Below are 18,481 nucleotides of genomic sequence, written 5' to 3' on the forward strand. Positions count from 1 at the left end.
GATTACTACAACAATGGCTCTAAATAGGGCCACATCGTATCTAGCAGATAAGGCTGACCTGCTGCACTAGGATGAATCCCATCATCCTGCATGCGCTCAGGAAACAGGGCAACCTGCTCCATAAAGAAAGGCACTAAAGCCACGTCTTTGTTATCAGCCACCGTCGGATAGATTTCGCTAAAACGTTGGGTATAGGCTTTACCGTAGTTAGGAGGGAGCTGCATACCAAGCAACAAAACCTTAGCTCCATTTCCTTCAGCCATATCGATCAAACGCCCTAAATTTCTTTGGATCGCAACCGGCGGCGTGCCACGTAAACCGTCATTCCCGCCCAATTCGATAACCACAATCTCTGGCTCAGTCTGTTTCAGCAGCAAATTCAATCGCGCGATGCCATTTTGCGTTGTATCACCACTAACGCTGGCATTAATCACTTCAAGCGCATAGCCTTGTTGGTCTAAACGCTGCTGTAACAAGTGCACCCAACCTTGTTCTAGATCCATCTGATAGGCAGCAGATAGGCTATCCCCTAAAACAATTAGGGAACGCGCTTGAACCGGAACGGTCAGAAATACGAATAATAGAAAGGCAATCGTTTTACGCACGGAAGAACCTATGGCAATTGATACAGACACAGTCGTTAGTGCTCAGCATCTCGCAAAACAGTTTCAGACTCAAGCAGGAGCCGTTGATCTATTCAGTGATATCAATCTGGAGATTAAGCGGGGAGAGAGCGTTGCTATTGTCGGCCCTTCAGGCACAGGTAAATCGACCTTGCTATCGCTGCTAGCCGGATTAGATCATCCCAGTTCTGGTCATGTTTTACTGAATAATACCGATCTCAATACTCTGAACGATCAACAGCGGGCAGATTTTCGTAACCAGCATATCAGCTTTGTATTTCAATCGTTTCACCTGCTACCAGACCTTACAGCCCAGCAAAATGTCATGCTGCCTCTGCAGATTCGCAATCATAAAGAAGCCGCAGAAGAAGCAGAGGTTTGGCTGAGCAAAGTAGGCTTAAGTAAACGACTTAATCACAAACCTGCCGAGCTATCAGGTGGTGAACAACAAAGAGTGGCGATAGCGCGCAGCTTTGCCACAAATCCCACCTTACTGTTTGCTGATGAGCCTACCGGCAACTTAGATGAACACACCGGTGAACAGATCATCCAGCAACTTTTTGATCTCAACAAAGCTCAAGGCACGACGCTGATTTTGATTACCCATGACTCATTCTTAGCAGAACGCTGCAGTCGAGCATTACGTTTGCATAATGGCGAACTGCAAGAGTTATCCGCATGAACCTTACCACTCTGTTGAAAATAGCCGGGCAACATAGCTTGAGTAATATCAAGCTAAGTGAGTGGCGATCACTACTACTGGCGCTCTTACTGGCGATTACCATTGCTAGCCTGATGGCTGTATTAGGTGAACGGATTGAACAAACGCTCGAAAGACAAGGCAGTGCGCTTTTAGGCGCAGACTTAGTATTGAGTAACAGCCGCCCGTTGTCTGATAAGACGCTTGCGAAGGCTAAAGAGATGGCTCTTGAGCACACCTCGGTCACGCAGATCGCCAGTATGGCGAACCAAGGTGATAACTTTGTTCTTGTCAGTGTAAGAGCGTTGAATGCTCCCTACCCTCGCGGACAAATAACATTAGATCAGCCAACACAAACAGAATTACCCAAGCTGGGAGAAGCCTGGGCCGAGCAAGGTGTTTTTGAACGCTTAAAACTCGAGCCCGGCGATAAACTGACGTTAGGTTCAAAAGAGTTTATTTTAACTCGCACTGTAATTGCGTCACCCGATCGTGGCCGCGGCTTTATCAGCTTTAATCCACAAATCATTATCAATCACTCGGACCTACAAGGTACCGAGCTTTTGGGCCCCGGCTCACGTGTACATTATCGCCAGCTGTTTAGTGGCGACGCCCAGCAAATAGCTCAACTAGAAACCTACCTACAAGAAAACAAACAAACCGGCGAGCAGATAACTTCACTTAAAAGCGAAGAGGGCCAACAAAATAGCGCGTTAATGAAAGCCTCGTCTTATCTGCGTTTAGGTGCGCTATTTGCCTTGCTAATTGCAGCCATGACGATTTTCCTCAGTTTACGCCGTTTCACACAGAGCCAAAGTAAACGTGCTGCCTTGCTAAAAAGCTTAGGGGTCAGTAATCGTCAGCTGTTATTGATGTACCTTGCTCAACTAGGGTACGCATGGCTCCTATGCAGCCTTATGGGTATTGTTCTGGCAGTTATATTGGAAGCCTCTGGCCTTCAACTTCTAAACGAACTCTTACCTCAACCTGTTCCTACGGCCGCCTTCACTACCTACCTCACAGGGCCTGCGTTAGGCATTGCTATTATTGTCACCCTTGGGTTGCCTAACCTTCTATTGCTACAGAAAAGTACACCTACACAGCTATTCCAAAACCAGCCTTCGCCTCTGAAGTGGGGTGGCAAGCTACCCTATCTTTGCGCATTCATCGTCTTGCTTCTATTTACCAGCAGTTATTTAAATAGCCTGTGGCTCACGCTCAGTCTCACTCTGAGCTTGCTTATCTTAGGTAGCCTGCTGGGTTGGCTCGGTGCTTTTATCGCGCAAAGGAGTTCGCAGAGGTTATCTAAGCATCATCCGCTAGGGCAGATGTTGGTCAGCCGCATGCAGCAACAGCAGCGCTGGTATCGAATCCAAATACCGGTGATCTGTCTGCTATTTGCATTGTTGAGCATTAACTTAGTTGCTCTAAATGATCTTCTGAGCCGCTGGCAAGAACAGTTACCCGAAAACACGCCGGACCACTTCCTCATCAATATTCAAGATTGGGAGAAACCGGAAGTTGAAACCTTGTTAAAAGCGCAGCTGATCGATAATCAGCTCTGGCCGATCTATCGTGGTCGCTTAAGTAAGGTTAATGGCCAACCTTTAGCAGAGGCACTCACGCCTGAACAGTTAGAGCAGCCTTCCTTAAAACGTGAGTTGAACCTTACAGCCACGGAACAATTCCCAGCGCATAACAAGCTGATATCAGGACACTGGAACAGCTCACAAAGCGTCTCTATTGAACAAAAGCTCGCATCTGAACTGGGCTTAACACTCGGCGATACCGTCACTTTTGATATCGCGGGCCGCGAAGCCAGCGCCGAGATCACTAGTATACGCTCTGTAAGATGGGACTCTTTCCAGCCCAACTTTTACTATATATTCAGCCCCGACATTTTGGAGCCTTACTCGCCTAGCTACCTAACCAGCTTTTATCTAGGTGATAAAAGCGCAGAGGTGAGCCGCTCTCTGCTACAACAGTTCCCAACTCTGACCCTGATCGATGTCAGGCAGATTCTGTCGCAGTTGCAAACATTACTGAGTAAGCTATCCCTACTCTCAAGTTTACTGATGTTGCTGACGACAGCATCAGGTTTGGTTTTACTCTATGTAACGCTGACCCAAGAGCTTGAACAACGTCGTCATGAAAACGCGCTTCTGCTTACCTTAGGCGCGAGCCAAAAACAGTGTAAGCAACTTGATCGTTTAGAGATGGGATTGATTGGCGGGATCAGTGGTGTACTGGCAGTCATCATTTCCGAAGCTAGCTTGTGGCCGATCCACCAGCAATTATTGAATCTATCACCGGTTTTGCATCCGATACTCTGGTGCCTTTTACCTATACTGAGCAGCGGCCTATTTATTCTGATTGGACACTTTAGCCATCGCCAGCAAAGCTTAAGCCAAAGCTATCAAACACTAGCTTCACGCTGAGTAAACTGAGCAGCGGGCAGGTCCTGATAATGACAGCGATTTCGCCCGCTTTTCTTGGCGGTATACAGTGCTTGATCAGCGGTTTCGACCAAGCGCTCTAACTCGGCATTGGGAGCAGCTTCAAGCACAGCCAGCCCGATACTGGCCGTAACAATCTCGGCGCTGCTTGATTGCGCATGCGGGATCTGCAGTTCTCGTATAGCGCTAAGCATTTTTTCAGCGATCTTTTTCCCGCCCGCCAGATCGGTATAGGGCAAGATCACAGCAAACTCCTCTCCCCCATAGCGACATGCTTTATCCAAATCTCGATCACACTGTTGATCGATGGTTTGCGCCACCTGTATCAGGCAATCATCACCCGCTTGGTGACCATAGTGGTCGTTGTACTGTTTAAAGTGATCAATATCGATCATTAACAACGCGAGAGGGCTGAAGGTCCGGCAAGCTGCCTGCCAATGCTGATTTAATGCCTGATCAAACAACCGACGATTGGCAATACCGGTCAGACTATCGGTGACATTCAATGCTTCTAACATGTCACGCTGCTGCTTCAACTGTATATGGTTATTTACTCGCGCTTGGACGATTGCGGGACTGAAAGGTTTAGAGATGTAATCCACCGCCCCAAGTTCTAGACCTTGGGTTTCCTCTTCAATATTGGATTTCACGGTGACAAAAATAATCGGGATATGGCGGGTAAGCTCTTCAGCTTTTAATTGTGAACAGACTTCATAGCCGTTCATATCGGGCATAACAACATCAAGCAGAATCAGATCAGGAGGGTTTTCGCGGGCACGTTCGATCGCCTTAGCACCGCTTTTCGCGACAATAACTTTGTAATCACTCAACAGCGAAACCAACACATTGCAGTTAACCGCTTCATCATCGACTACCAGTACATGCCCCTTCACCTTATCCACAAGAGACTCCTTTACTTAACTATGAACACGAGTCCTTAGTTGCTCTAACTCCTTAAGGGCCTGCTCAAATTCAAATTCTTCCGCGGCGATTAATAGCGCCTGTAACTCAGTTTTATAATCATCTGGACTATTAGCAATCAACTCTGAAACTGTAGAGGTCGCCCGACTGTTACCCTCTTTGAGAAGCTCTGCAATCTCATCCAGAGACTCCACAAAAGAGGAATCGCCTTTATTAGTTATAGACGGTTGTAGCGAAGTTGCCTCTTTCGGCTCTAAAGCAGCATCAGAAGTAACAAATGCCGATATGGCACTGCTGAGCTGTTGGGCTTGTATGAGACATTCGCCTATTCGATCCGCCTCTCCTTCAGGGTTCTCACCTCGCAAACCCACTTCCAATTGCTGAGCAAGACTAAATAACTCAGTCCCTCCCAAATTCCCCACTAATCCAGCAAAGGTGTGCACCCGATCAGCCGCCTCACTGTATTTCTGCTGCTGACAAAGAGCCACTGCCTCAGTAAACGTTTCACCCTGTTCATCTACAAACTGCTTTAATAGTTTTCGATAGAGGCCAAGATTGCCGTTTACCCGAGCCACTGCTTCTTCACAGTTAAGCCCCTCGATTGTTGGTATCGGACTAGTTGAGGAATGATGCTCGATCTTCGGTGAGATCCACTGAGCTAGGGTTTCTAATAGCACCTGCGGCTGAATAGGTTTAGTGATATGCGCATTCATCCCGACCGCTTCAGTGCGCTCGATATCCTCCTGCATAGCATTGGCAGTCATCGCAATAATAGGAACGCTTTGGTAACCCGCAAATTCTCTCAACCTCTGCGTGGCTTCCAAGCCATCCATCACGGGCATTTGGATATCCATCAACACCAGATCAAATGGTGTTTCTTGCGCTTGCTCTATCGCCTCCATACCATTGCCCGCCACACTGACCTCTAAGCCTAAGCCGGTAAGCATCTCAGTGGCGATCTGTTGATTGATCAAGTTATCTTCCACCAGCAGAACATGGGTATGCTTAAACTCTTTTGCAGCTTCGGCTTGCGTTGGTATGACCTTCAGCTGTCGACCGCCTAGGTCAGTTTTGATATTCAAGGCTTTCATTATCGCGCTGAGCAGTAAAGATGGACTCACTGGCTTGAGTAGGAAGCCATCTAAATCCTCTGCACAGGCTTGATGAAGAATCCCCTCCCGATGATGCGCAGTGACCATCACGACCGCGGGGACCGGCTGACTTGGGTTCAGTTCTTTGATCTGTTTTGCACATTCAAAGCCATCCAATCCCGGCATATGCCAATCGATCAAAAGCAGATCATAAGGTGGCTCATCACTGTCGCTCACTCGCTGTAATTCAGCAATAGCGTCTTCTCCAGAACTCAAGGCATAGCCGTACATACCGAAGTTACACACCAGCGAACTCAGAACATCACGAGACGCAGAGCTGTCATCCACAATCAAAACACGGGTGCCTTGCAGGCGTTTTGCAGGGCTTTCGGTGGCGATATCATTTTCAGCCAATTCAAACTCACTGGTAAACGCAAAGCAGGAGCCGTGGCCCGTTTCGCTACTCACCGTGATTTCACCGCCCATCAACTCAACCAGTTGTTTACTGATCACTAAGCCTAGACCTGAACCACCATATCGACGGGTGGTTGATGCATCCGCCTGACCAAAGCTTTTAAAGAGTCTTGCTTGTTCCTCTGCAGATAAACCAATACCGGAGTCAGTCACACTAAACTGCAACCGCACCTTACCGCTCTCTCTAGAAACTTCTTCCACCTTGATTGAGATCTCGCCTTGCTCGGTAAACTTAATGGCATTGCCCACAAGATTCGTCAGCACTTGCCCTAAACGTAAGGGATCGCCTCGTAGTTGGCGCGGAAGCTCCCAAGGGTGAAAAAGTAGGATCTCTAAGCCTTTTTCCTCGGCTTTAAGACGCAGTAGATCACATAAATGTTCAAGTACATCGTCCAAAGAGAAGTCGATGGTTTCGACACTCATCCGCCCCGCTTCTATCTTAGACAGATCAAGAATATCGTTAATCACACGGAGCAGGTTATGCCCCGCCATTTGGATCTTTCTTAAGTAATCGTGTTGTTGATCGGTCAGCTCCGTTTGCAGCGCAAGATGGCTAAACCCAACCACCGCATTCATCGGCGTACGGATCTCATGACTCATATTGGCGAGAAATTCAGATTTGGATTTGGTGGCCGCTTCGGCCTCAGCTTTAGCCTGTTCCAATTGCTGCTGGGCTTTTTTCTGACCGCTTATATCCACAACCCAGAACAGGATCTGGCGTTCATCCTGAAAGAAGATCCTTTCCCAAGTTAACAACGCCCAGAACACCGAGCCATCCCTCCGCACTAGTTCAACCTCAGTGGTGCTGACGCGGCCATGCTTGCGATATTCTTGAGCAAAGAATTCTCGGTCCTCATCATGTAACCAACTGTTCTCAGGATTATGCTGCAACCAAGAATCAATACTAAAACCAAACATATTGGCGCAGGTTTGATTCGAATAACTAAGTTGATGCTCAACAGGGTTATATACACTCACCGCGATCGGGCTAGTTTCTAGAATATTGCGCAAGTAACTGTGACTCTTTTCTAGGGCTTGCTGACTTAAGGTCAGCTCTTGAGTACGCTCTTTCACCTTCTCTTCTAGCTTGCCTTTGTATTCCCTCTCGCTTTGTAACAGTTGATTTCGCTCTCTAAGCAAGGCCTTAAGTTCCGCCTCAGCGCTGTTTAGATCATGGAACTGTTTAGTTAACCCTTGCTGCATTCTATTGATAGCATCAGCTACTACATCAAATTCATCAGGATCGTCTTGATCTTGGGATTTGGAGAGTTTCAGTGGTTTGTTCTCGCCCTCTAATTCCCACCTAGATACATATTCAGTCACCGCCCCTAAGTGCCGGGTCACACGCAACCACATCAATAGCATGATAAAACCCGCAACTATTGCGGTTTTCACACCATTACTAATCAGAATAACGCTGGCTCGGTTGATCAGCCTTTCATAGACATTATCGATACTGGCCGTTACTACCAGCGCACCAAGATAGATAGGATCGGCTTGGTTTACTCGCAAAAATTCTAGGGGGTAAACATGCTCTCGGGAGTTATCAGAGATCTTATCGCCAAACTCCCATACGCCACCTTGTTCATCTCTGATCACTACATGCTCTATATCTGGCAGCTGCTGTAAGCCTTCTAGATGCACACCAATCTGGGCGCCATCCATCGACCATAAGCCAAGGGATAAAGGAGGGACATGCGATCTTTCTATATCAACAAATTGCTGTTCAATGCGGCTGATATCAGCGTGATAGTCGAACGCTAACTGCACGCTGGTCGTGATCAACGTAAAACAGGAGCTAAATAAAATTACCTGTATCGCAAACTGTTTACCCAGACGTCCTGATATCGCTTGTTTAAGCCGTCTCATCCAGCGCCTCGCAATCGAAAGATCCTTGCATGAGTTTAGTTCAGCTGCAGAATTTCGTTGCGAGAAAGGGCGCATTTCGCGCAAAAGGCACGAAATTCAGCCAACGAGTTTATACCCTGTAAAATCTACTTTTTATTTCGCGCCAACATTAAGAAGGCTAGGTATAAACGACTTTTACGATTAGGTTTAGCGGCTAGCTTGTTTTGATCCTGTTCAGAAGAAGTGACGGACCTGAAGTAATGGCCACTAAAGCAAAAGATGGGGGATTTGAGCCCAAAATGCCAATCATCTTGGGCAGCTAATTGTGTAAAAATTGAAGAAGGTAAAGACGTGGGTAGATGTGTGGGCGCAGTATCCATTGCACTCACTGAATGAGATGCAAGCGCCAGAGCCATCCCTGCGACACAGCCGAATAGTGGTTTTGCAAACAACATAACGACAACCTCAGCAGAAGCGAGAGTTTTTATCGTCGGCGGTCCGGCCATCCCATAGGGACCCGTAACTTTGCGTCGCCCAATTGCTTGGGTTTTGCCTTTTCGAGAGTTAATCCCGCGAAAAAACAGATCCTGTTCACCCTAAGCTGTCGGCGGCTTGTGCAAAAGCTAAAGATCCCTTTGGCTTTTTATAATCCTAAACTTACCTGCGGTTTAAGTTTTTGTTTCAGATCCACTTTTGGATAGCAACTAAACAGGCGCTCAATATCGATACCATCTTTCGACAACGCAGCTTTCACAACATCGCTACGGTCTTGCGCTAACTGCTGCAGCTTTGGTGTCACTTCTGCCTGAAGTTGTTCCTCGGGTAGAGGCTTTTTGCGCTTAGCATTTTCAGCCAAAATCTGTTGCCATATAGCTGGCTGGTCTTCGGCAACAGCAAGGCCACAGATATTCATCCGCATGCCCTTACGTTCCTGCATCATCTGGGTCAGTTTCGACAGATAAGCTGATGATTCAGAATTAAGCGTGGCACCCGCCACGTCGAAGTAGACCGGTTGCAGAGTAATGAACGAGCCTTTCTCTTGTGCATCCATCACCATCTTGCCGATCGAAATCAACGTGCCGAAAGGCTGTAGTGCTTTGGTTAGATAACCCATGGCTGCACTCTTCAAACCTTTGCCCGCTAGCTTATTAATTACGGTCTGATAACCAAACTGAGGATCATCCAAAGAGCCATCAATTGGGATTTCTAAATCAATATTGTCATCGTTATCCTGCAGGATCATCAATGCCGTTCCTAGAGGCATCGATACCTTCTGATCAAACTCACCACTACGCTCACTGTTTCTCGCTTCAACATCGAGCTTGTTCAAACGGATATCGGTATCACCATTGAGTTTACGGCCTTTAATGGTGCCTTTTGTGGTTAAGCTAAGCTGACCACTCTGCAAGTAATAGCCGGTGTATTCTAGCGAGTAAGGACTTACTTGCGGAAGCTCAAGGCCTTTAATTTTGGCATCCCAATGACCACCGAAATTACCACTAAATAGCTCAATAGCGCCCTTAGCATTAATGGTGGACAGCTTGTTTTTAGCCTTCAGATCAAACGCCGTTTTACCTTTGGAACCCGTATCTAGGTTACTCAAAGCGAGGCGCTGAATTGTGAGATTCGTTTTAAAAGCAGGTTTAACCCCACCATCGACAATTTGGATTGGGTTACTGCCACTAACACGCAGTTTGTTCAGCTTAACTCTGATTGGCTTGTTTGCTTGTTTCTCGGCGTTTTTCACTGATGGGGCAGCCTTTTCCTCACCACTAGATAGCTGAGCTAATAACCAATCCAGATCAGTCAGCTGACGCTTAGATGACAACAACACACGCGTTTTGCTATCACTCAACTGCACAGAGTTAATACTCAGTTCGCTTTGCTGTTTAAACTTAATATCGTCGGCAGTGATTGCTCCCCACTGGGTGAACACTCCACCATTACCTTGAACTTTAAGCTTCTCGGTTTCCAGCTTATCCAGACTAATATCGTTAACGTCTCGCAGTTGTGCCTGAGTTAAGCGCAAGGTAGCCAGACTAATCAGTTCCTGCTGCCCTTTAGATAGAGCAAAGTTTTGCAGAGCAACTATAGGGATATTAGCCTGCCAGTTTTTCATATCAGCAGTCTGCACAGCACCGCGCGCCAGTGCACCATTGATATTGATAGTCTGTCCCGCTTGCTTAAGCGCAATGCCTTCCGCTTTTAAAACCAGATCCTTAAGGGTCAGTTTTTGCAGCCCTTCTATCTCGACTACAGAGACCAAATCAGCCACTTTTAAATTGACCGTTTGCCCGCCCTGGTCAAGCTGTAAGCCTGCCACTTTGATTTGGCCTGCAGTTTTTAGCTGTTTTAGTTCACCCGCTAAAACGCCCAAATCAACATCACCTTTCCAAGCTAGTGAGTTTTGTTTTAGGGCCATATTATCTTGGCGGAACTTCAAACCACGTAACTTAACGCTACCTTTTTGTTTTACCTGTAATAACTGATTATTCAGGTTTGTGCGTACATTTAGATCGATATCCATATCCAGATGGCCACGGAGCTCAGGCATAAATACTGCGGTGACACTGTGGATAGGGAAATTATTTAACTTAACTTTGATCTCAGAACTCTTCTCTTCAGGAAGAGGCTTGGACTGGGACTGCAATACGATTGGCGCACCGTTTAAAGAACCATCAAGATCCAAGGCAACCGGCTGATCCTGATCCCAAAGGTAGAAGTCGGCGATACGTCCTGTTTTCAATTGCAGCTTATGCGTCTGGTCATCTAACTCTGCTTGCCAGTTGATCGCTTGAAGATTTAACTGCGCTAAACCAAAGCTCCAATTTGAAGGAGGCTCTTCTGGCTTTTCCTCAACCTCTACTTCTTCGGACTTAAATTGGTTCAGATCGATTGGACCTAGCCAAAGTGCCTGCTCTTTCTGACGAACACCTAAATTAATGCCAGCAAGGCTCAGATCAGAAATTAAGATACGTTCTTGCTGAAGCTGCTCATAATCCAGATCAACCGAGAGACTATCTACCTGCAGAGGCGGCTTTTCTGCAGCTTCCGCTTTAAGACCTTTAATATTGATACGGCCTTCAAACCACTCTACTTCTAAAGCTGATAACTGAGCTTTATCCGCACCATTGTTCAGTAACCACAGCACCACCTGATCTCGCACCAATAGAGGCAAGTTATGTAGTAACAGAGCAACCAAAACGATAACAACCAGAAGAAAACGCAACATAGTCCCTTTTCGCCAGACGAGCTAATAACCTCTCTATCATAATCCAGTTTCATGAATAGAAAGCGAATCTTTAGGATAGAAACTCAAAAAACAGCATAAGTTTAGTGAAAAATTGAAACCGACCGAAAAGTCCCTACAGTTTGTAATGATACCTTGACGCTATTACAGTCCCTAAGGACGATTTATTCTGGCTATTAAAAACTTTCTACTCTTGATAAAATCGCCCACGTTTTTGAAGCCTTAGCGCTTCCGACAAGACAGTTCTATGCACATAAACTTTTGCGCGATTTAAATCGATTGCAATAAACCTGGAACCAGAAGCTCTTAAGGGCTCATCAGCAGGTGAAGTCAAATGCTGTGACTTCAATGATCGATCAAAATCCGCATGCCTGACATTAGGGTGACTTCGATGGCAGATCATGACGAAAACTTCCGCGATTCTTCAGGTTTCTCCTGGATCATCATTAACTTGATCGCTATGGCGTGGATCACTATGCCTGCTAGCATCGCACTGAGCCGCGTTACTCTGTAATCGCCTCAGCCTGTTTGAGCTGTTTCGGTTGCTGTGTTAAACAGGAACTATGAAACAGCTCAAAATTGGACAAGTCGCAAAACAATCCGGCATCAGCGTAGAAACCGTTCGTTATTACGAACAGCGCGGCCTTATCCCCGAACCCGACCGCCTTCCTTCCGGTTATAGGGTCTACCCGGAAACTATCCTGCAACGTCTACACTTTATCCATCGCTGCAAAGACCTTGGCTTTTCGCTGCAAGAAATTAGCGAGCTCCTGTCGCTACAGACCGACCCGACCACCAGCTCTGCACTGGTAAAACAGCAGGTCGAACATAAGATCGCGTTAGTCAAAACCAAGATCAGCGAACTACAAAAGATCGAGCACTCATTAGAGCAGCTCTCCAATAGTTGCTGCGGGGAAGGTACTGTCTCGGACTGCCCAATTATCGACTTTTTGAAGCACTAGAAATCGCCATCACAACGGAGACTTGCGAGTAAGGCAAAAAATCCCCAAGATTAGTGTTCAATAAGATCTATACGACACAGATGACCCCAACACCATGAACAAACCTTGCTCCGAGAACAACTTCGCCGCAGAACAAGCAGAGCGACTATTAAGCAGCTTTGAACGCCTTACCGGAAAATCATTGATTCCATCAGACACCAGCAGTGATCAACGTGCTCAAGCACTATATAACGCAGCTCATCCCGTACTTTCCCACAATGCTAATGAAGATCCCTTGCTTAACTACTCCAACGCCAAAGGTATGGAGCAGTTCGAAATCCAATGGGAAGAGCTAATCAAACTACCATCACGCTATACCGCTGAACCACAAACCCAAGAAGAACGAAACCGCTTACTTAAAGCCGTAACCGACCATGGCTTTATTGATGATTACCAAGGCGTACGTATCTCAGCTAAAGGTAACCGCTTTATGGTTGAAGAGGCGATCGTTTGGAACGTGATCGACGAGAACGGTGTTTACTGGGGGCAAGGTGCGGTTTTGTATAAATGCAGGGCTTTGGTGGAGTAACATCTGAGCGGCTAGTCGATTGTGGTTAGACGCTGCGCTTGCTAGAACGGCTTCGCCTAACAGAAACAGTTTATGTAGGGTGTAATAACGGAGCGTATTACACCGCTTTTCTAAACCACTCAGCATCCATTGCCTATGAACTGTTGTGACAAACTAAACGACTTATATACAGTAAACTCAATTCACGAAATTTCGGAGCTAGACGGAAAACTAGCTATGGCATCTTCCGATATCGAAAATCACTCTGCAACCTTTAGATGTGGGAACTGTGGAAAGCTCTGGGTAGTGGAGAATTTAGGCAAGCGTAACGGTAAGCCTCTGAAGATTTATAAACATCGATAAGGCCTCCTTCAGGTTACATATAATTTAACCCTTCGTTTTATAAATCTATGACCTTCTGGAATGTAAAATCAGAGCATTCAGGCGGATCAGATAAGCGCCGCCGATATCCCATCTGATTACTAACCATACGAAATCCGGCCTTAGACTGTTGATCTAGGTTGGCATGAGTGTGTCCAAAACAAGCCAACTCTATTTTACCTTTAAACAGAGGTTCAAGTGCAGACCAATAACTTCCAGCAACTTCATCTACAGCAAATTGCGGATGCTGACACTCTCTCGATATTCCATGATGAGTCAGTAGTACCGTTTTGCCGTGAAAAGGTTCCACCAATTTTCCAAGCAACCAAGCTTTATGTGCTTGATGAACTGCTAACGCATCCTTGGGGGTAAAAAAGCGTTTTTCTGCATTGCTCGACGATATATGTATTTTTCGATAATCCTTAATACGAGATTTCACTACCGCTAAGTTACTCGAAGTATCTCCGTAAGCGGAAAAATCACTCCATAAAGTGCAGCCTAAAAAGCGATAGTTGCCCACGATTAACTCATCACAATTGAGCAGACTCACCAAAGTACCAGCAGCGACTGTTCGTAGTCTCTTATCAAGCAGATTTATGTCATGGCCGTAATACTCGTGATTCCCTGGCACGTAGAGCCCCTTTTTACTCAAGCGCTCACATTGTTCAATTGCCCAACATATCCCCTGCTCTCCCATACCTATATCGCCTAAAAACAGGATCATATCTGCAGTCGTATTAGGAATATGTAGCTCTTCTCCGTCAGTAATAATTTCTAAATGTATATCTGAGAGGGGTAATAGCTTCATTAACTAACCTGATTAAAAAGAACACTCTTGCCCTGTGACCAATAACGCTCAGCTTAATTCCATCTATCTCATGGTTAATGGTAGTCTTTGCCGCTCAAGAGAAATAAACAAGATATAACACCATGAATACCACCGATGCCGATACCCTAGGCTTTGATCTAGTTGGGCCTACGCCACAAAACATCAATACTGCACAATCGGAAAGCCCAGAACAGCGTATTGCACGTACAGCCATTGAAGTCGCGTTGTTATTTAAAGGCCAGGAAGTACATCTACGTGATATTGAATTAAGTGAAGATGGCACCCTGAAAGGCGAGGTTTCTGGTTTTTCGAACGTCTGTGCGAGGGAGTTTGAAGGCGTACGTTTTGGTCAAAACCTATCCTTTCGCTATCAACATATTCAGCACTCCACGCGAAAAGACACCTAAACAAAAAAAACCTGCCGTGGGCAGGTTTTTTCTAGCAAGCGCAGCGTCTAACAACTAGACGCTAGCAACTACATTAAAGCTTGATAGTTTCTACACCTTCAGGCGTACCCATCAATACAACGTCAGCACCACGGTTGGCGAACAAGCCGTTAGTTACAACACCTACGATGTTGTTTAGCTGAGTTTCTAGCTGTTTAGGGTTCATGATCTCCATATCGTGAACGTCTAGGATCACGTTACCGTTATCAGTCGTGAAGCCTTCACGCCATTCTGGCATACCATCGAGTTTTACCAATTCACGCGCTACTTGAGAGCGAGCCATTGGGATCACTTCTACAGGTAGTGGGAATTCGCCAAGAATATCGACTTTCTTAGTGCTATCTACGATGCAAACAAACTCTTTAGCAACTGCCGCAACAATCTTTTCGCGCGTTAGGGCACCGCCACCACCTTTCACAAGGTTCAGGCCAGAATCAAACTCGTCAGCACCATCAACATACACTTCCATCTCAGCAACAGAGTTCATGTCGTACACTTCGATACCATGGCCTTTTAAGCGTTCAGCTGTAGCTTCAGAACTTGCTACTGCACCTTCGAACAAGTGCTTAATTTCAGCTAAAGCATCAATGAAGAAGTTGGCAGTAGAACCTGTGCCCACACCCACAATACTGTCTTCATTTAGTTTAGGTTTGATGTACTCCACAGCAGCTTCAGCAACTGCTTTTTTCATCTCGTCCTGGGTCATGTTAGGCACCTGTTTTATGCATGTCGGAAAACAACCGGGGTTTTCACTAAAATATGTAAGAATTACGCTAAATTATACGCAGCTTTAGTGACCTATTGTAGACGTAACAGGGCGTTTCCCTTTACCATTTCCCGCTTACTTTTATTCAGACGAAACATTAGGCGAAATATCATGCCAGATAGATATATCAAAAAAATCCTCGAGGCCCGCGTTTACGACGTGGCGATCGAAACTCCACTGGATGAAGCAAAAGGTCTTTCTGAGCGTCTGAATAACCGAATTATGCTAAAGCGTGAAGATGAACAGCCTGTGTTCTCCTTCAAGCTGCGCGGCGCTTATAACAAACTATCGCAGCTCACCGAGGAAGAACGCGCTTGTGGTGTTGTTGCAGCTTCCGCGGGTAACCACGCTCAAGGCTTAGCAATGTCCGCGAAACACTTAGGTGTTAAAGCGACCATCGTCATGCCAAAAACTACGCCGGACGTAAAAGTGAACAACGTACGTCGTCTTGGCGGCAAAGTGGTACTTCACGGCGATGCTTACGACGATGCAGCGGCTCACGCTCAGAAGCTGGTTGAAGAAAAGGGCATGACTTACGTTCACCCCTTTGATGATCCCGATGTCATCGCGGGTCAAGGCACGGTTGCAATGGAGATCCTACGTCAGGAATCCGGCCCAATCGAAGCGATCTTTGTCCCTGTGGGTGGCGGCGGCCTCGTTGCTGGTATTGCTGCGTACGTTAAATATCTTCGCCCTGAAACTAAGGTTATCGGCGTAGAATCCGAAGATTCTGCGTGCCTAAAAGCCGCGTTGGATGCAGGTAAGCGTGTCACTTTGGATCAGGTGGGCATCTTTGCCGACGGTGTTGCTGTAGCAATCATCGGCGAAAACACTTTTGAAGTAGCGAAGAAATACGTTGATGATGTCATTACTGTATCAACGGATGAGATCTGCGCTGCGATTAAAGATATCTACGACGATACTCGCTCTATCTGCGAGCCTGCAGGTGCTCTAGGCGTTGCCGGTATGAAAAAGTATGTTGCTCGTGAAGAGATCAGCGATAAAACGCTTATCGCAATCGACTCGGGCGCCAACGTAAACTTCGACCGTTTGCGTCATATCGCTGAACGTTCCGAACTCGGTGAACAGCGTGAAGCGATTATCGCCGCACGCATCCCTGAGAAACCGGGTAGCTTTAAAAAGTTCTGCTCAGCGCTAGGCAACCGCAATATCACTGAGTTTAACTACCGCTATAGCGATGATAGCAATGCTATCGTCTTTGCAGGTATTCAGCTAAAAGCCGGTGGTGATGGCCGCGAAGAAGTGGTCAGCGAACTACGTGAAAAAGAGTACGAAGTTGAAGATCTAAGCGAAAACGAGATCGCTAAAATTCACGTCCGTTATATGGTCGGTGGTCATGCGCCAGCAACGCTGGAAAACGAAGTGATCTACCGTTTTGAATTTCCAGAGCGCCCAGGCGCACTGATGAACTTCCTGAAAAAGTTGGGTGGAAAATGGAACATCTCCATGTTCCACTACCGCAACCACGGTGCCGCTTACGGTCGCGTATTGGTAGGTATGCAAGTGCCTGAAGCTGAACGTGATCAAGTGGGCACTTTCTTGGAAGAGATCGGCTACAACTACTGGGAAGAAACTGATAACGCAGCTTATAAGCTGTTCTTAGGTTAATCCCTGCTATCAACCCTGATGGTCACTGACTGGTCATCAGGGTTAATGTCCACCCTTACCGCAGTCAGCCTCTGATACTCAGAACCTAACTCTGCAAAATCCGCTTTCCCTAACTCTTTATCCAAGCGCTTCAAATAATACTGACCACCTTTGGAATAGATCTTATCGCCAATAATCGGGTGGCCTAGATGTGCTAAATGCGCCCTAATCTGGTGTTTCCGTCCAGTCATTAGCTCACACTCAATCAAGCTTTTACCCTCTTCCTTTCGTAAAACTCGAAACAAGGTTTGGCTCTGTTTAGGCTTGGGGTACAAGTCTGATTCTGCTTGGTCCACCACATACATCTGACAGCGAATCGGACTCCCCACTTTTTCCGATAGCTCACATTCGTAGCTGAGTTCATCCCATTCAGGAATGCCCTCTACCCAAGCGTGGTAGACCTTCTTGCTGATCAACTGATCTAAACGCGGCTTCCACTTTTGATCCGCCACTTTGTTTTTGGCTAGCAGAATAATGCCTGCGGTCTCGGTATCAAGACGATGCAACAGGTGCGCATCCTCATAGGTTGTCTGACGACGAACAAGGGAGATTAGCGTGTTATATAGGTTTCGAGTGGTACGGCTCACAGGCAGGAGATGAGGCTTAAATACAGCTAGAATCTCGTCGTTTTCCCAAAGCTTTCGCCAGTGGGTATCAACAGGCTCTTCATAATGATCCGATAGTGATACAGCTACCTTCTGCCCTACTGCTAAGACTTGGTTTTCAGAAGCAATCTGACCATCGACAGATATTAAATCCTCAGCGAATAGCTGAGACAATTGTGCTTGATGAAGGCTGGCTAAACGCGTGGATAAAAAGCAGGAAATAGTCGGGGCTGCTGAATAAACTGTAAAATCCAGAACAAAACCATCAGCCATGATTCCCTCCTAGCCGCTAACAAGCGCAGCGTCTAGCAACAGGCTAGTCGCTTTAAGGCATCTCTGGCGAGTGCTCAAACCCTTCGCTAAAGAACGCTTTGATAGAGAAAAGCAGCAGTGAAGTTAGGCCCCAGATCAGACCAGTAACTACGCCAAGATCAACAATGCCGCGCCATGGCTGCTCTAGTTGATGCACTAGCAAGACCATAGAGATGATGCCCAGCGTTAGGCAGTAGGTAACGATCATACGTTTACGAACGATCGAGAAGAATCCCATGCAAAACAGGGGCGCAAAGACAAAACGGACTGGAGAGACATTCTGAGAAAGATACAGAATTCGAGCCGCCACACGCGGTGACCACGCTTGTTGAAAGCCGCGATAGCCTTCGGCAAAACCCATAAAGATCACGCTAAATGCTAATGCCGCCCAGTGATACCAAGAGAGATCATAGTTAAAGGTTTGTAGACCTATATCGCTAAGACGATAGATCGCGCTGCCTATTAACAGGAAAATACCGCTGATACCCCATAGCGCTGCTATATAACCAATCACTCTATCTGTCTCTTTTGTAACCAATGCATTAGATGCGGCGATTATACCCTCGCCAGCGATAGAGCCCAAATTTAAGACAAAAAAAACC

16 protein-coding genes and 1 riboswitch are annotated in these 18,481 nt (G+C 46.5%); of the genes, 7 read left to right on the forward strand and 9 right to left on the reverse strand.

Going from position 1 to position 18,481, the window contains the following annotated elements; genetic code table 11:
- Positions 1 to 5 precede the first annotated feature (5 nt).
- The gene (locus tag ACMXYW_RS15875) at positions 6 to 605 is read right to left on the reverse strand and encodes an arylesterase (RefSeq protein WP_415904661.1); all 600 of its coding nucleotides are present in this window, start codon (positions 603 to 605) and stop codon (positions 6 to 8) included.
- A 10-nt stretch (positions 606 to 615) separates the two neighbouring features.
- Between ACMXYW_RS15875 and ACMXYW_RS15880 the strand changes: the two genes are divergently transcribed.
- Positions 616 to 1,305 carry an ABC transporter ATP-binding protein gene (locus ACMXYW_RS15880; RefSeq protein ID WP_415904662.1) on the forward strand — a complete coding sequence of 230 codons (690 nt, stop codon included), beginning with the start codon at positions 616 to 618 and terminating at the stop codon, positions 1,303 to 1,305.
- Positions 1,302 to 3,761: an ABC transporter permease gene (locus ACMXYW_RS15885; RefSeq protein WP_415904663.1), complete on the forward strand. Its 2,460-nt coding sequence runs from the start codon at positions 1,302 to 1,304 to the stop codon at positions 3,759 to 3,761. Before ACMXYW_RS15880 ends, ACMXYW_RS15885 begins: the two co-directional genes overlap by 4 nt.
- On the opposite strand, the gene ACMXYW_RS15890 is transcribed toward ACMXYW_RS15885, so the two are convergent.
- The 4 genes from ACMXYW_RS15890 to ACMXYW_RS15905 form a co-directional block, all read right to left on the reverse strand.
- The gene (locus ACMXYW_RS15890) at positions 3,740 to 4,681 is read right to left on the reverse strand and encodes a diguanylate cyclase domain-containing protein (RefSeq protein ID WP_415904664.1); all 942 of its coding nucleotides are present in this window, start codon (positions 4,679 to 4,681) and stop codon (positions 3,740 to 3,742) included. The two genes, ACMXYW_RS15885 and ACMXYW_RS15890, sit on opposite strands and share 22 nt — an antisense overlap.
- 15 nt (positions 4,682 to 4,696) lie before the next feature.
- The gene (locus ACMXYW_RS15895; RefSeq protein ID WP_415904665.1) at positions 4,697 to 8,134 is read right to left on the reverse strand and encodes a response regulator; all 3,438 of its coding nucleotides are present in this window, start codon (positions 8,132 to 8,134) and stop codon (positions 4,697 to 4,699) included.
- Positions 8,135 to 8,259: 125 nt separating this feature from the next.
- Entirely contained in the window at positions 8,260 to 8,568 is a 309-nt protein-coding gene (locus ACMXYW_RS15900; protein WP_415899482.1) for a hypothetical protein, read from the reverse strand.
- A 34-nt stretch (positions 8,569 to 8,602) separates the two neighbouring features.
- A riboswitch (cyclic di-GMP riboswitch) is annotated at positions 8,603 to 8,677 on the reverse strand.
- A 79-nt stretch (positions 8,678 to 8,756) separates the two neighbouring features.
- Positions 8,757 to 11,345, reverse strand: a complete 2,589-nt coding sequence (locus ACMXYW_RS15905) for a DUF748 domain-containing protein (protein ID WP_415904666.1) — start codon at positions 11,343 to 11,345, stop codon at positions 8,757 to 8,759.
- A gap of 409 nt (positions 11,346 to 11,754) precedes the next feature.
- Between ACMXYW_RS15905 and ACMXYW_RS15910 the strand changes: the two genes are divergently transcribed.
- From ACMXYW_RS15910 to ACMXYW_RS15920, 3 genes are all read left to right on the forward strand, one after another.
- On the forward strand, positions 11,755 to 11,877 hold the full coding sequence (locus ACMXYW_RS15910; protein ID WP_415882807.1) for a hypothetical protein: 123 nt from the start codon (positions 11,755 to 11,757) through the stop codon (positions 11,875 to 11,877).
- Positions 11,878 to 11,926: 49 nt separating this feature from the next.
- Complete coding sequence (locus tag ACMXYW_RS15915) at positions 11,927 to 12,325, forward strand: heavy metal-responsive transcriptional regulator (RefSeq protein WP_415882808.1); 399 nt, start codon at positions 11,927 to 11,929, stop codon at positions 12,323 to 12,325.
- A 94-nt stretch (positions 12,326 to 12,419) separates the two neighbouring features.
- Complete coding sequence (locus tag ACMXYW_RS15920) at positions 12,420 to 12,893, forward strand: MEKHLA domain-containing protein (protein ID WP_415899484.1); 474 nt, start codon at positions 12,420 to 12,422, stop codon at positions 12,891 to 12,893.
- A gap of 379 nt (positions 12,894 to 13,272) precedes the next feature.
- Here the strand turns inward: ACMXYW_RS15920 and ACMXYW_RS15925 are convergent, their stop codons facing one another.
- The gene (locus ACMXYW_RS15925; protein ID WP_415904667.1) at positions 13,273 to 14,061 is read right to left on the reverse strand and encodes a metallophosphoesterase; all 789 of its coding nucleotides are present in this window, start codon (positions 14,059 to 14,061) and stop codon (positions 13,273 to 13,275) included.
- A 122-nt stretch (positions 14,062 to 14,183) separates the two neighbouring features.
- On the opposite strand from ACMXYW_RS15925, the gene ACMXYW_RS15930 reads away from it, so the two are divergent.
- Complete coding sequence (locus tag ACMXYW_RS15930; protein WP_415904668.1) at positions 14,184 to 14,489, forward strand: hypothetical protein; 306 nt, start codon at positions 14,184 to 14,186, stop codon at positions 14,487 to 14,489.
- 73 nt (positions 14,490 to 14,562) lie between these two features.
- Here the strand turns inward: ACMXYW_RS15930 and rpiA are convergent, their stop codons facing one another.
- Positions 14,563 to 15,234, reverse strand: a complete 672-nt coding sequence (gene rpiA, locus ACMXYW_RS15935; RefSeq protein WP_415897153.1) for a ribose-5-phosphate isomerase RpiA — start codon at positions 15,232 to 15,234, stop codon at positions 14,563 to 14,565.
- A 171-nt stretch (positions 15,235 to 15,405) separates the two neighbouring features.
- On the opposite strand from rpiA, the gene ilvA reads away from it, so the two are divergent.
- The gene (gene ilvA / locus ACMXYW_RS15940; RefSeq protein WP_415904669.1) at positions 15,406 to 16,923 is read left to right on the forward strand and encodes a threonine ammonia-lyase, biosynthetic; all 1,518 of its coding nucleotides are present in this window, start codon (positions 15,406 to 15,408) and stop codon (positions 16,921 to 16,923) included.
- On the opposite strand, the gene ACMXYW_RS15945 is transcribed toward ilvA, so the two are convergent.
- Together ACMXYW_RS15945 and ACMXYW_RS15950 are read right to left on the reverse strand one after the other, a co-directional pair.
- Positions 16,920 to 17,840, reverse strand: a complete 921-nt coding sequence (locus tag ACMXYW_RS15945) for an RluA family pseudouridine synthase (protein ID WP_415904670.1) — start codon at positions 17,838 to 17,840, stop codon at positions 16,920 to 16,922. The two genes, ilvA and ACMXYW_RS15945, sit on opposite strands and share 4 nt — an antisense overlap.
- A 52-nt stretch (positions 17,841 to 17,892) precedes the next feature.
- Complete coding sequence (locus ACMXYW_RS15950) at positions 17,893 to 18,393, reverse strand: hypothetical protein (protein ID WP_415889606.1); 501 nt, start codon at positions 18,391 to 18,393, stop codon at positions 17,893 to 17,895.
- Between the last annotated feature and the right edge of the window lie 88 nt (positions 18,394 to 18,481).

It is taken from the genome of Neptuniibacter sp. QD48_55, from assembly GCF_047778115.1.
In the GTDB taxonomy this organism is placed as follows: domain Bacteria; phylum Pseudomonadota; class Gammaproteobacteria; order Pseudomonadales; family Balneatricaceae; genus Neptuniibacter.

Bases quoted from the DNA above. Each gene is read 5' to 3' on its own strand.
- ACMXYW_RS15905 (WP_415904666.1), bottom strand. From the start codon at position 11,345: ATGTTGCGTTTTCTTCTGGTTGTTATCGTTTTGGTTGCTCTGTTACTA.
- ACMXYW_RS15920 (WP_415899484.1), top strand. From the start codon at position 12,420: ATGAACAAACCTTGCTCCGAGAACAACTTCGCCGCAGAACAAGCAGAG.
- ilvA (WP_415904669.1), top strand. From the start codon at position 15,406: ATGCCAGATAGATATATCAAAAAAATCCTCGAGGCCCGCGTTTACGAC.
- ACMXYW_RS15930 (WP_415904668.1), top strand. From the start codon at position 14,184: ATGAATACCACCGATGCCGATACCCTAGGCTTTGATCTAGTTGGGCCT.
- ACMXYW_RS15925 (WP_415904667.1), bottom strand. From the start codon at position 14,061: ATGAAGCTATTACCCCTCTCAGATATACATTTAGAAATTATTACTGAC.
- rpiA (WP_415897153.1), bottom strand. From the start codon at position 15,234: ATGACCCAGGACGAGATGAAAAAAGCAGTTGCTGAAGCTGCTGTGGAG.
- ACMXYW_RS15880 (WP_415904662.1), top strand. From the start codon at position 616: ATGGCAATTGATACAGACACAGTCGTTAGTGCTCAGCATCTCGCAAAA.
- ACMXYW_RS15885 (WP_415904663.1), top strand. From the start codon at position 1,302: ATGAACCTTACCACTCTGTTGAAAATAGCCGGGCAACATAGCTTGAGT.
- ACMXYW_RS15895 (WP_415904665.1), bottom strand. From the start codon at position 8,134: ATGAGACGGCTTAAACAAGCGATATCAGGACGTCTGGGTAAACAGTTT.
- ACMXYW_RS15915 (WP_415882808.1), top strand. From the start codon at position 11,927: ATGAAACAGCTCAAAATTGGACAAGTCGCAAAACAATCCGGCATCAGC.
- ACMXYW_RS15945 (WP_415904670.1), bottom strand. From the start codon at position 17,840: ATGGCTGATGGTTTTGTTCTGGATTTTACAGTTTATTCAGCAGCCCCG.
- ACMXYW_RS15900 (WP_415899482.1), bottom strand. From the start codon at position 8,568: ATGTTGTTTGCAAAACCACTATTCGGCTGTGTCGCAGGGATGGCTCTG.
- ACMXYW_RS15910 (WP_415882807.1), top strand. From the start codon at position 11,755: ATGGCAGATCATGACGAAAACTTCCGCGATTCTTCAGGTTTCTCCTGG.